The sequence below is a fragment of the Hyalangium versicolor genome (genome assembly GCF_020103695.1).
Taxonomy (GTDB): domain Bacteria; phylum Myxococcota; class Myxococcia; order Myxococcales; family Myxococcaceae; genus Hyalangium; species Hyalangium versicolor.
The window spans coordinates 65,858-78,940 of sequence record NZ_JAHXBF010000019.1 but is presented as its reverse complement, the minus strand read 5'-3'; the positions used below and the strand labels follow the sequence as shown (position 1 = coordinate 78,940).

Here is a 13,083-nt window from a genome sequence, read left to right as displayed (position 1 = left end):
GGCCATGAAGGAACGAACGACGAGTCGACGACGCTGGCGGATCGGCGACCTGGCGGCTGCCACCGGATTGACGGTGCGCACCCTTCACCACTACGAGCACATCGGGCTGCTGGGGCCCGCGGCGCGGACAGAGGGGCACCAACGGCTCTACGACGAGCACGACGTGCGCCGCCTCTACCGCATCCGCGCACTGCGCGACCTGGGCCTGTCGCTCGCGGAGATCGGCCGCACGCTCGAGAACGACAGCGCCGCACTCGGCGACGTCCTGCGTGAGCACCTGGCCCGCGTCGACGCCGAGCTTCAGCGGCTCGGGCGGCTTCGCTTGCTCCTCGAGCGCGCGTGCGCACAGGCGAATCGCGCCGTCGAAACCGACGACTTGCTCGCCACGATCGAGGCGATGTCCCTGGTCTCTCGCCGCATTGACGCGCGCAGCACGAACGGCCGTCCACCCGACGACGCTGAGTCCCGCTGGCGAGCGCTCGGCCACGAGCTTCGTGCCTGCATGGATGCGGGAGACGCACCTTCGACACCGCGTGTCCGTGCCGTGGCCCGCGAGGCGCTGGCGCGGATGCACGACTTCGCCGGCGGCGATCGTGCGACGTTGGATGCGCTCGCGCGCCTGCGCCAGGTGGCTCCACCCCAGAACCTCGCCGGGTGGGACCCCAAGTTGATGCGGTACCTCCACCAGGCCCTTGCCAGCCTTCACGAGACGGAGAACGAACCATGCTGAACGAACTCATCGCTCACCACGTCGGTCCGTCACACCTGGACATTGCTTACGAGCGGCTCGGCAATCCGGCACACCCGACGGTCTTGCTGGTGATGGGCATCGCTGCCCAGCTTGTGCACTGGCCGCTCGGGTTCCTCCAGGCGCTCGTCCAACGTGACCTGCATGTCGTGCGCTTCGACAACCGCGACTCGGGACACTCCACGCACCTGCGTGAGGCCCCGCCTGCCAACCTGCCCGCGGCGCTTGGGGGCGATCTGTCGTCGGTCTCGTACACTCTCTCCGATATGGCCGCTGACGCGGTCGGCCTGCTCGACGTGCTGCAGGTGGACGCCGCTCATGTCGTGGGGGCCTCGATGGGGGGCGCGATCGCGCAGACCCTGGCGATCGAGCACCCGAAGCGGGTGCGATCGCTCACGTCCATGATGTTCACGACCGGCGACATGGCTGTCGGGCAAACCCATCCCGCGACTCTGAAGTCGGTGTTCGGAGGACCTCCGGCCCGCACGCGCGAGGAGGTTGTCGCACGCGCTGTGCGCAACATCGGAACCGTCGGCTCTCCCGCATTCCCGGCCGACGTGGCCGATGTGGCCGAGCGCGCCGGGCTCGCGTACGACCGCGGCTACGACGAAGCCGCGATCGCGCCCCAGGCTGTCGCGACGGTCGCGTCCGGCGACCGCACCCGGTTACTGCGCACGCTCGACGTACCGGCGCTCGTGCTGCATGGGCTCGCCGACACGATGTGCGATCCCAGCGGCGGCCGAGCCACGGCAGCCGCTATTCCCGGTGCCGAGCTCGTGCTCATCGAGGGAATGGGGCACGATCTCCCTCGTGATTTGTGGTTGAGAATCGCCGACCACATCGCCTCGGTCGTGCGGTCCGGAGAGGCACGGGCGGGGCGCCCATAACGACTCCTTGCCCGCGCCCGTCTCCGCGTTCTCCTCCTCGGAGCCAGGGGGCGATCAACGCCCCCCAGCCCCGAGTGCCTTTAGTGGGAGAACATCTGCACGAAGGAGTCAGGGTTGCCTTGCAGCAGGTTGCCACCGTAGTTGCCGTAGACGGTGCCGCCCATGTAGTAGTTCCCACTGGAGTCGATCGACAGGCCATAGGCGAAGACATCCTTGTCGACCCCGCCGAGGCTGGCGGTCGGCTGCTGCACCACTCCCAGGGCGTTGCCCGCCGTGTCGTACCTCACGACGAAGGCATGCGACGCAGAGCCCGTGCTGGCGGGATTGGCTGCATCCCCGAAGGCGAGTCCTCCCGCGAAGACTCCATTCGAGTTGATGACCACCGCCGTTCCCCAGACAGTGGAACCGGAGCCGAACTGCCGGGTCCACTGCTTGGTGCCCGCCGAGTCATACTTGGTGAGGAAGCCATTGGGGCTCCCGGTGGGGTTGCCGTCGAGATCACCACCGGTGTAGCCCGTCACGTAGAAGTTCCCCACGGCATCGGCTGCCGCGCCATACGCCCAGCTGTTGGTGCCCGCCGCGCCGAGCAGCCGCGTCCACTGCTTGACGCCGGCCCCGCTGTACTTCGTGACGAAGACATCCTGAGGACCGTTCCGGACGACACCGTCCAGATTGCCCGTGGTCCACCCGGTGACATAGACGTTGCCCGCGTCATCCGTGGCCGCGCGCCTGCCCACGGTGTACCCACCCGCGGCGCCCAGTTGCCGGGTCCAGAGCTTGATGCCGTTGGTGTCATACTTGGCCACGAAGAGATCCGAGGATCCGGTGAGCGTGTTGCCATCCAGTCCCTTGGTCACCGTGCCGACGACAAAGGAGTTGCTCGAGGGATCCACGGCGACGCCATAGGCCTCCGTGCTCCCGCCTGCGACTCCGAGCAACCGCGTCCAGTGCTTCACGCCGGTGTAGCGGATGTTCGTCACCCAGGCGTCCGCGCCTCCCACGGGCGTGTTGCCGTCGATTCCTCCACCGCCGTAGCCCACCGCGTAGATCTCCTCGAAGGTCCGGTTGATGGCGATTCCATAGGCCACGGCGGCTCCAGTCGGCGCCCCGAGCGTGTGGGCCCAGAGCAGGGAGCCGTTCCAGTCGTAGGCGCGGACGTACGCATCCATCGGTCCGACCATGGGAGTGCCGTTCACGGCGCCCGTCGTCATCCCAGCGATGTAGGAGCGTCCCGCCGAATCGCCAGTGAGGGCCATTCCCTGCGTCCAGGCTCCCGAGGCACCGATGGTCTTCGTCCAGTCGGGCTGGCCCGTGCAACCCTTGAGCTCGACGCCAGACAAGGAGATGACCTCGACACCGGTGCGCGCGTCATTGTCGTCCGTGAAGTTCAGGCGGTACTTGCCGTACGCGCCTGGCGAGGTCACCGTGAACTCGCGTTGCTCGAACCCCGCCCAACCGGTCTGGTTCGTGCGGGTATCGATCGCCGTCCAGGCACTGCCAGTCCAGGCCTCCAGCGTCCAGTTCTTGGGGGCTCGAGAGGTGAGCGAGGGGCCATTGGCGAAGCTGAGGACGTAGCGGGTGATGGTCTTGGCCCCGTCGAGCCACTCGTAGCCGATCTGCGCGGGCGTCTGCCTCACCGTGGAGATCCACATCGAGTTGCTGTTGTCGAAGGCCTGCCAGGCCTCGTAGGTCGCGTCGTAGGCTCCCGAGCGGCTCACGATGCCGCTGGGCGTGGTGGCACTCGTCATGACCGGGACCAGATTGACGGGGCTGGTGCACGTGAGTGCCTGCGAGATGCTCCGGTTCTCGATCTCCGTGTTCGCGGCTGGGAGCTCCTCTCCCTGGCACCCAGGCGCGGACGCCAGGATGAGCGAACTCGCCAGACAAAAACCGCTCAAGGACTTCAGGATCTTCACAACTCCTCCATGGGTTCGTGTGCGAAGTGCACACGCGCTGTGAATACCGGCTCACAGCCATCCAGCGTGGAGGGATGGGACGAACCTGCCGCGGCGAGGGACGAACCTGCTCCCGTCAGGGACGAAGAGAGTCACCTGGGGGCGCTGCTCTCCGGCTCATCCAGGGGCAGGCCGCTTCGGAGCGCCGTGACCTGGGCGTGCGTGTCGGAGAGGTCAGGATGTGAGGAGACGAAGGCATCAAACTGCTCCACATTGGCGCGAGCCTCCGCGAAGCGACCCAGCTCCGCCAGGGCCGTGACCTTGGCTCGCCAGGCGAAGACCACCTCCTGGCGCACCTCGACGTTCGGATCCTTCTGCCAGGATTCGATGATCGCATGGCAGACGGGGAGGCTCTCCTCGAGCAAGAAGTGCTCGACCAGCCTCTCGCAGCGTTTCCTCACCCAGTAGCGACTTTCGGCGGGGACGAGTGGGCCCTTTCGCATCTCTTCCTCCATCCGCGCCTGTGCCGCGGCGAGCTCGCTGGGGGCACTGCTCCTGGCTTGCTCTATCTCGCGGAGCTCCAACAGCAGACGGTTCGCTTGGACTTCCATGGACGTGTAGTAGACGCTGCTGGGGAACTCCCGAAGGAAACGCTCGGTGAGCTGGAGCGCCTCTTGCCGTTGGTGAAGCCTCCAGCGCGTGGTGGCGAGTTGAAGCAGCGCCTGCTCGCGCACCGTGGCAGAGAGCTGTTGCGCGGGTGGGAGTTGGAGAATGTGCTCGGCGTCCCGCAAGAGTCCCCACCAGCTCTGGGCCGTGAGGTGTTGGGCGAAGAGCTGGAGCGCGGCGGTCTCTCGGTCCGTGGAAGTCCGTGTGGTGTCGTCGATGACGTCTCGGAGCCGGGACTGCTGTGTGTCGAACGCCTGCGCTGAGGTCTGCCGATACTCGCGCAGACGGGCCGTCGCGGAAGCCTCTTCCACCTGCGGCTCCTTCCGCGCCTGTTCTGCGCGGATGGGTGAGAGCGGAACTTTCAAAGACGGGGCGCTGACGGATGCAGGCGGCGAGGGGGAGGGTGGCTCGGAACGGAGTGCGATGGCCAGCACCCCCGGAAGCGCCAGGCCGGCCGCGACCAGGAGCGCGTGACGGAGGGACAGGGAGGCCGTGGCGGGCCGGGTCCCAGCGCTCGCTTCCTGGCGAGCCTCCTTCAGAGGGCGCTCGGCGGCGGAGTTCGTATCTCCTTTCGGGGGGTGGCGCGGGTTCGTCCCGTCATCTCCTGGCGGTGAGCTGGGCTTCAAGGCGTTCTCGGCAGGGCTGATCTCACGGGGCCTTCAGTCTCCGCCAGAGTGGCCTCGATTCGGAGCGGAGATTTCGCCAGGCTGTGGAAGAGTGACGACGTGAGCAAGGGCCCGCAGCAGGTTCTTCCCCCATGGCAGGTGTGGGCGATTGGCACCAGCGCCGGTGTTCTGGCCGCGGTGCCCTCAGCGCTTCGAGACTATGCGGTCGAGCCCCGGGACTTCCTCTTCAAGCTCTCCCTGCGCCTCGTGCCTTATAGCGTGTGGGCACTGCTTGCCCCGCTCCTGCTGGCGCTCTTCCGGCGAGCGCCCCTCTCGGGCTCGCGCACGCACTACCACCTCTCGTGGCTTCTCGGAGCAGGGGTGCTGCTCTCGCTGGGGCACGTGCTGCTCACCGCGCTGCCTACCGGGCTGTTTCTGCGTTGGCAGGGGCTCGAGGGCTGGGAGGCAGGTCTGCGTCTCCTCCTGGTGGACCGAGGTGCGGCCAGCTTCTTGGAGTATCTGGCGCTGCTGACCGTTCACCACCTGCTCGCCTCTGCCCAGCGGCTTCGCGAGCGGGAACTGGCCGAGGCTCGGCTTGCGGTACGGCTTGCGGAGTCCCGTCTCCAGACGCTTCGCTCTCAGCTCGATCCCCACTTTCTCTTCAACGGCCTCAATGCCATCACCGGACTGGTTCGCACGGGGCGAGGAGATGAGGCGACTCACGCACTGGTGGAGCTGGGACAGTTGCTGCGCTCGAGCCTGGAGGCTCGGGAAGAGCTGGAGGTGACGTTGGAGGAGGAGATGGAGTTCGTGAAGCGCTACCTGGGCATCGAGCAGCTCCGTTTCGGCGAGCGGCTCCAGGTGGAGATGGAGTTCGAGGAGGAGGCTCTTCGGGCGTTGGTGCCGGCGTTGGTACTGCAGCCACTGGTGGAGAACGCCATCCGCCATGGAACCGCCCACGGTATCGGGCTGGGGCGGGTTTCCATCCGGGCCGCCCGCGTGGGCCACCAGCTCCAGCTCGAGGTACGCGACACGGGTCCAGGGCTGGGCAAGGGAGGCACGCCGGGTACGGGCATCGGGCTGGCAAACACCCGGGCGCGTCTCCAGCAGCTCTATGGCGAGGCGTCCTTCCTCACCCTCTCGGACGTGGAGGGGGGAGGCGTCTGTGCGCGGGTGGTGCTGCCCTACGAGCCGGCCTCCGGCGGTGCGCGAGAGGTGTCCGGTGCGTGAGGGGAGTGCGCCACCGCGCCGGCTGCGAGTGCTCGTGGTGGACGACGAGCCACTGGCGCGCGACAACCTGTGCAGCGTGCTGAGCAAGGCTCCGGACGTGGAGTGGATCCGCGAGTGCGCGAGCGGCCAGGAGGCCATCGCCGTCATCCGCACGGAGCCTCCGGACCTTGTCTTCCTCGATGTGCAGATGCCGGGGTTGGATGGATTCTCGGTCATCCGAGAGGTGGGGCCGGAGCGCATGCCTTCGGTCATCTTCGTGACGGCGCACGATCGGTATGCGGTGCAGGCCTTCGAGGTGAACGCACTCGACTACGTGCTCAAGCCCTTCCACGGCGCGCGGTTGCTCCAGGCGCTGGAGCGAGCAAGACAGGCGCTCGATGACGGTCGAGCCCGGGAGCTCATTCAGCGTCTGTCGGCGCTCCTGGCCGGGCACGCGGCTTCCTCACCCGTGCCTGCGGCGCCACCTGCCACCGGTCCCCTGGAGCGCCTCGTGGTGAAGACGGCGGATCGGGTGGAGCTCGTGCCGGTGGAGCAGATCGACTGGTGCGAGGCGGAGGGCAACTACGTGGTGCTGCACGTGGGGGCAAAGAGCCCGATGATTCGTGAGACGCTCGCGCAGGTGGAGCAGTGGTTGGATCCGCGCCGCTTCGTGCGCATCCATCGCTCCACGCTGGTGAACCTCGACCGGGTTCGACACCTCGAACCCGGGATTGATCGAGGGCATGTCGTCGTCCTGGTGGACGGGACCCGGTTGCGTCTCAGCCCCGGGCGCAAGGCTCACATCGAAGCCCTGTTGAACCAGTCCATCTGAGGAGCGAGCGCGACGGTACAGTCACAGTCCCAGATCGAATTGTCCGGAGCCTTGCTGCCGCGGAGTCTCCGGCCGGGGAGCGCGCTGCACCCTGTCGGGTCGCCAGACACCATCTCGTGCCAGGGTGAAGCGCTCGCGCAGCTCGGGACGGAAGTCCTCGGCCAGCAGTGAGAAAGGGGTTGCCTCCGGGCATTCCAGGGGTTCGACAGGGAGGACCGCCTCGAACCACCAGCCGATGGTTCCTCGCCACCAGGGCTCACCCCTGAAGGCGCGCGAGTCGTTGCAGATGGTGGTGACCTCGGCGAGCCGTGCCACCGCGAAGATGCTTCCCGCAGGGAGGCCGTCCTCGGCCGGAACGTAGAGGCCGAGCCGTCGCTCCATGAAGGCAGCTCCCTCCACATCCCAGGTACTTCCCACGTGCAGCGCCACGTACCGGCCCAGCGCCTCGACGGGTGGGCGCAGGGCATGAGGGCGCCCTGCTTCCGTGTAGGTGAAGAACAGCACACGGCATCCGCGCTCGAGCACGGCCCAAGGCCAGGGACGGGGCAGGGTGAGGATGTAGATGGACATGAGGCGCCTCCCGCCACTCTAACGCAGTTGGCGGGAGGGCTTGCAGCGCCCCCAGCCGCATGACGGCCGGGGGCTCGAATCCGGTCAGAGGAGATCAGCCGGACTCGGGACGACGCTGGAGCGCTTCTACGGCTCGAGGCCTCCGGCCAGCGTGCCGTTCTGGTAGACGCTGATCTTGAGGTTCTCGCCGTAGGCCGTCTGGCCGTCCTTGAACGAGTAGTCATCCGCCTCGTTGAAGTTCGTCCAGTTCGACTTGTTCACACGGAGCTGGATGTCCCCCGTGTCCTGGCCCGCGGCCAGAGTGCCGCTGCGGAAGCTGACCTCCAGGTAGTGGCTGGCGCCAGGCCGCGGGGCAGCCAGTTCCACGAACTGGAAGCTCAGGTTGGCGCAGCCCGGCACCGCCCAATCGCAGGCGATCTGAAGGGAGGTCGGGTCCTCCACCGTGAAGTAGTACCGGGCCTTGACCTCCGCCAGGTTGACCGCCGTGGTGCCACCGTTCTTCACGCGGAGGTGGGGCTTGATCTGGTTGTTGCCCGGGGCGCCATTGTCTCCGTCGCGGTAGAGGACAGAGAGCGGCCCGGTGCTGACGTTCTGCGTCGTGGCCGAGGCCTCGTTCGATGCGGCGGACTCGACGGAGGAATTGAAGGCCGTCACCTTGAAGTAGTAGGCCGTGTTGGGCGTCAGGCCCGTGTTGGAGAAGCTGGTGGTGAGGCTGGTGCCCACCAGGTTCGTCGCGGTCACCGCCACGTTCGCAGAGGTGGAGCGGTAGACCTTGTAGCCAGTCGCACCCGCGGCGCCCGTCCAGCTCAGGTTGATCTGGCTGTAGCTGGTCGCAGTGGCGAGCAAGCTGGTGGGCGCGGACAGGACCTGGCTCCCAGGAGTGCCCGAGACCGCGCTGGTGTTGACGCTCTCGCCGTGGCTGTTGGACGCGCTGACCACGAAGTAATAGGTCGTGCCGTTGGTCAGCCCGGTCTGGGTGTAGCTCGTGCCGGTCACGGTGGCGATCGTCGCGAACGGTCCGCTGCTGGCCGTGCCCTGCTTGACGGTGTAGCTTGTCGCACCGAGCGCGGCGGCCCAGCTGAGAGCGACCTGCTGGTTCCCCGAGGTGGCCGTCAGGCCCGTCGGAGGAAGGGGCGGATCATTGTCGCCTTGGGTCAGCGGGATGGCCGGATATGCGTTCTGCACCAGCATCGAGAACTGCTCATGGAACCAGTGGCCAGACAGCGGAGCGTTCGCCAGTGCCCCGCTCAGCGTGTTGTACTTCGTCGTGAAGGTCGGGTTGCACATCGGGTCCGCGCCCTTGCCCTCGTCGTTCGGAATCTCCGAGCTGGCACCGTCCGACTCGCCGGGCGGCTTGATCCAGACGAACGCATCCAGGCGCGAGGCGGTGTAGCCGCTCGGAGACGACTGGGGCGCTTGACCGATGCCGGTACCGCTCTGGTTGCACCAGAGGCCCCGGTGGGCTCGCCGGTCGACGCGGCCCGAGTCGACGTAGCTGTCGACCGTGCTGCCGGTCGCACCCGTTGGCCGATTGGCTCCGCCCCAGCCATTGCGGGAGGTGTCGATGATGAAGCCAAGGCTGGCCGGCCAGCCCGCGGCCGTGAATCCACTGTAGAGGGCCGCCGCGAAGTCGGTCTCGTCGAAGTGGGGGTTCCACTCGTAGAACTTCGCCGACTTGACCTGCTGCCCGCCAACAGTCACGTTCGGGTCCACCAGGTTCGGCTCCACGAGGGGCGTGTAGTTGGCCGTGTTGGTCACGAAGCCATCGGCGCTGGCCAGCCCCGCCGTCGTCGCGCCCACCACACTGGTGTAGAACGCGATGATCTTCTGGCGGTTGTCGTCCCAGCCCAGCCAGCCAGAGTGGGCAATGTCCATATAGGTGTAGACATTCTGGACGGCGTGCAGCTTGTTCAGGGCGTACTGCGCGGCGGCCACGTAGATGCCGCTGGAGTTGGCCTGGGCGCACTCAGGGTCGCTCAGGTTGGTCACCAGGTTCGGCAGGCCGTCCGGCTCGACGATCGCGATGATTCGGATGTCCTGGTACTTCGGGTTGGCGAAGACGGTCGCGATCGCGTCGACATACTCCGTCTTGTAGCGCTGGAGCCCCGCCGCCGTCAGCGGCAGCTCACCGTTGGACGCCAGCGCGGCGCAGTCGCGGCCCGGCATGTCATAGATGACGAAGATCGCGGTGATGGGCTGGCCAGACGTCTTCTGTGCCAGCGCCAGGTCGAGATGGTCACTCAGGCTCTTGCGGCCGCCGTTCGCAGTGCCGCCATGGATCGCCGCGATGCGATCGAGCCAGACCGCGGTCGGGTACTTCTTGACCGTGCGCATCTTCGCGGCCAGGGTGCTGTCGGTCGTTCTGGCAATCGAGGAGTCAACCAGGGCCGCATAGTCGGGGTTGACGTAAGCAGTCGCACCGTCAAAGGGGTTGTCCACGTGAACTGCCGCGGTTGCGGTTCCTCCTGAGAGTGCCAGGAACAGAAGCGCCAGGGGTGCCACAGCCAGGAAGCGGGTCTTTTGGTTTTGTTGTCGCATACCTTCCCTCTTTGATAAAGACATCCAGAATTGAAGGGGCTGTCATGCCGGAATGGAGCGGCTGGTTACGGCTCGACGCCCCACTTCAAACTGCCGGAGATGTAGCCGGTGGCTTTGTTCCAGTCGGTGTAAGACGTGCTCGTCGGGTTGAAGGAGTAGTCATTCGTCTGCGTGTAGTTGCTCCAATCCGTGCGTGAGAATCGGATCTGGAACTCCGCCGAGGCTCCTGGCGCGAGAGAGCCCGCTCCAGAGTTGAGGCTGATTTCCAGGTACGTGTCAGCGCCTGTCTTCGGCGCCGCCATCGGGACGAAGCTCGCCCTCACGTTGGCAGTGCCAACACTGGCCCAGTCACACCAGAACGCCTGCGAGATGTTCGCGTCGGCCGTGTAGTAGTAGCGAAGCGTCACGTCCGCCAGGTTGAGGGCACTCGTTCCCGTGTTCACGAGCTTGAGACGCGGGTTGATGCTGTTGCCGGATGCGGCGGTCTGACCGTTGAACAGCTGGACCTTGAGGACACCGTCAGGTGTCGACGTCGTGTCGACGATCGAGACCGACAGCACCGGGTCGATCCCCGCGCTGAAGTCGAACGTCAGGAGGGTCGTGCCAGCGGACTGCGTGGCGAGATAGCTCTTCTTCAGGGTGACCGTCGTGCCGGAGACCGTGTAGTCCGTGCCAGAGACGAGGGAGGCCGAACCGTTCTTGATGGCGGACAGGGTGTTGCCGTTCAGCGTCATCGTGACGGTGATGTCCGCCTGGTTCGCCGTCTTCTTGTCGAAGGTCGCGGTGGCCGGAGTGATGGACGCGTCGTTCGTTGTCGCGCCCTGGGTCTCTCCGTAGATGATTCCTCGCCCGTTGGTTCCAACGAAGACGCGCCCATAGACGCGAGGGTCACCCGTGATCGCGCTGTTCGTCACACCGTATTGGTGCTGGTCATCGTTGATGCGAACCCAGGTTCCGCCTGCGTTGTCCGAGCGGAAGAAGCCGCGCACACCGTCAATCTTCGCGGAGGTATAGAGCGCCACGTACGTCTGGCCGGGAGCCGCCTTGCCAAAGCCAATGACGTCTGCCTCCTCCACGTTGGAGAGCTTTGTGAATGATGTGCCGCTGTCCGTGGAGTGCCACAGGCCGTAAACGGTCGTGCTGCTACCGCCTGCGAGCCAGAGGTCTCCCTCGGCGCCAGTCACTGCCTTCAGGTTGCCAGAGGCTGGCAGACCCGCGGCGGCGGTGGGCGTGAACGACGCACCGCTGTTTGTACTGACGTAGAGCTTGCCGTTCGCAAGCGCATAGAACTTGTTCTTGTTGACGCGGTCGGAAACGACCTTCGCGCCTGCCGGCGCTCCGGCGCTCGCGGTCCAAGAGCTGCCGCTCGCCGAGTAGAAGACGCCGACGTCGGAGGTGCTCCAGACGAGCGAGCTGCCGTCGGCGGCCACGGCAATCTGCCCGCCGCCCTTCGTGCCCGCGGGCTCTCCAGACGGGTTGAACCAGTTACTGCCTCCGTCGTAGGAGAGCGCGATGGACTTGCTGTTCGGGTTGGCCGCCTTGTCGGCCTGGCCGACGCGAGCCATGAAGGTCGGGCTGGACTGCGCGAAGTCGATGCTGCTCGTGCTGTTGGGATTCGTGAGGATCTTCGCCGGGGCCTTCGTGAGGTCCTCATGCTTGAAGCCGGACACGTCGCCGACCGCGCTGATCAATGGAGCGGTTCCGGACGGCGGGCTGATCAGATCCAGGACCGCCATTTCCTCGAGGTTCCTGGCCATCACGGTCAGGTTGACCTTCTTGGCTGTCCCCCAGTCCAACAGGTTGTTGGTTCCGTAGAGGGTCGCGCCAGTTCCGTACATCATCCGGTTCGGGTTGTGCGGATCGATCTCCAGGTCGCCGATCATCCATCCCAGCTTGGGCGTGACTTCCGGAGGCTGCGGGATGGCACCGAAGTCGAGCCATGGCGCGGCCGAGATGTCCTGGGTGTAGAGGAGGTTGCGGCTCGGATAGCCGGCCCAGGACCAGATGCTCGTCCAGGTCGCGCCGCCATTGGTGCTCCGGTAGATGTTGGCGTCCGGCCACCAGGAGTTCAGCGCCGAGACCATGACCGTATTGGGATTCGTGCGGTCGATCGCCAGTCCACCGTAGCCGAAGTAGTTGTCGCTGCTCGTGCTCGGGACCGGGCTGATGTTCGTCCAGACGCCGGTGGAGGTGTTGTATTTGTAGACGTCGCCTTTCGTGCCGTCGTACGGGCCAATGCCGTTGTTGTAGGTGATGTAGAGATGGCCGCTCGAGAGCTCCCCATGATGAGGGAGGAAGCCCGTGGGTTGGCCCGGAATGGCCTGCCAGGTTGCACCCCCGTCGGTGCTTCGGTAGATGCTCGTCGCCGTATCCGCCACGCCGACGTAGATCGTCTGCGTCGGGTTGCCTGAGCTCCCCGTGGATTTGTCGAACGTCACCCAGGCGAGACCCATGATATCGCTCTGATAGCTGTTGGATGGGTCCTGTACGTACGTGCCTGGATTGGGGAAGCTTGCCACCTTGCTCCAGGTGACGCCGAAGTCGGTGCTCCGCCACAGGCCGTTGCCGCTGCGAGCCCCGAAATACAAAATGCTGTTCTTGTTTGGATCAATGGCGAGGCGCTCACCCATCGAGCGGCCAGGCATGTTTCCCCCGACATAGAACGGCAGTTGCGTCAGCTGCCACGTGTCGCCCTTGTTCGTCGAGCGCATGATGTAGCCGTGGTTGGGGTCCCACCCATTCGTATACATGCCGGTGGCGATGTAGACGCGGTTGGGGTCGACGGGATCGGTCGCGAGGGCGTCAACTCCCAGCTTTCCCCAGTCCGTCCAGCCGACGGGGTCCTGCAGCGGTATCCAGCTGTTGTCGGCCGGATTCCAGCGGTAGACACCGCCAATATCGGTCCGCGCATAAATCAGATCAGGCGCGCTCTCATTGAAGACAATGCCCGGAACAAAACCTCCGCCTGCTCCGGTCACGACGTTCTTCCACGTGTACGGGACGGACTCCGCCGCGCTGGCCTGGGCCGCGGCGAGCGAGAGCGAGAGACACATCTTCAGGCACAGCTGGAACAAACTGTTGCGTCCTTCAGGCTTCTTCGTCACGACGCTGCCCCCGTTTTGAATGAATGGCT

At 65.9% G+C, this 13,083-nt stretch carries 9 protein-coding genes; 4 read left to right on the top strand and 5 right to left on the bottom strand.

Translation table 11 applies throughout. The features are described 5' to 3' along the window. Positions 1-4 precede the first annotated feature (4 nt). Complete coding sequence (locus tag KY501_RS34440; protein ID WP_224367939.1) at positions 5-730, top strand: MerR family transcriptional regulator; 726 nt, start codon at positions 5-7, stop codon at positions 728-730. Then, positions 724-1,635 (top strand): alpha/beta fold hydrolase, encoded by a 912-nt coding sequence (locus tag KY501_RS34435; protein WP_224367938.1) that lies wholly within the window; start codon positions 724-726, stop codon positions 1,633-1,635. Before KY501_RS34440 ends, KY501_RS34435 begins: the two co-directional genes overlap by 7 nt. 80 nt (positions 1,636-1,715) lie before the next feature. Here the strand turns inward: KY501_RS34435 and KY501_RS34430 are convergent, their stop codons facing one another. Together KY501_RS34430 and KY501_RS34425 are read right to left on the bottom strand one after the other, a co-directional pair. After that, positions 1,716-3,551, bottom strand: a complete 1,836-nt coding sequence (locus KY501_RS34430) for an SBBP repeat-containing protein (RefSeq protein ID WP_224367937.1) — start codon at positions 3,549-3,551, stop codon at positions 1,716-1,718. Between the two features lie 131 nt (positions 3,552-3,682). Next, positions 3,683-4,507 (bottom strand): hypothetical protein, encoded by an 825-nt coding sequence (locus tag KY501_RS34425; protein ID WP_224367936.1) that lies wholly within the window; start codon positions 4,505-4,507, stop codon positions 3,683-3,685. 414 nt (positions 4,508-4,921) lie between these two features. Between KY501_RS34425 and KY501_RS54055 the strand changes: the two genes are divergently transcribed. Together KY501_RS54055 and KY501_RS34415 are read left to right on the top strand one after the other, a co-directional pair. Continuing rightward, positions 4,922-6,031, top strand: a complete 1,110-nt coding sequence (locus tag KY501_RS54055; protein ID WP_224367935.1) for a sensor histidine kinase — start codon at positions 4,922-4,924, stop codon at positions 6,029-6,031. Continuing rightward, positions 6,024-6,842 (top strand): LytR/AlgR family response regulator transcription factor, encoded by an 819-nt coding sequence (locus KY501_RS34415; RefSeq protein WP_224367934.1) that lies wholly within the window; start codon positions 6,024-6,026, stop codon positions 6,840-6,842. Before KY501_RS54055 ends, KY501_RS34415 begins: the two co-directional genes overlap by 8 nt. 21 nt (positions 6,843-6,863) lie before the next feature. Here the strand turns inward: KY501_RS34415 and KY501_RS34410 are convergent, their stop codons facing one another. From KY501_RS34410 to KY501_RS34400, 3 genes are all read right to left on the bottom strand, one after another. After that, entirely contained in the window at positions 6,864-7,412 is a 549-nt protein-coding gene (locus tag KY501_RS34410; RefSeq protein WP_224367933.1) for a hypothetical protein, read from the bottom strand. Between the two features lie 126 nt (positions 7,413-7,538). After that, positions 7,539-9,950 (bottom strand): glycoside hydrolase family 6 protein, encoded by a 2,412-nt coding sequence (locus KY501_RS34405; protein ID WP_224367932.1) that lies wholly within the window; start codon positions 9,948-9,950, stop codon positions 7,539-7,541. Positions 9,951-10,015: 65 nt separating this feature from the next. Beyond that, entirely contained in the window at positions 10,016-13,054 is a 3,039-nt protein-coding gene (locus KY501_RS34400) for a cellulose binding domain-containing protein (protein ID WP_224367931.1), read from the bottom strand. Positions 13,055-13,083: the final 29 nt, after the last annotated feature.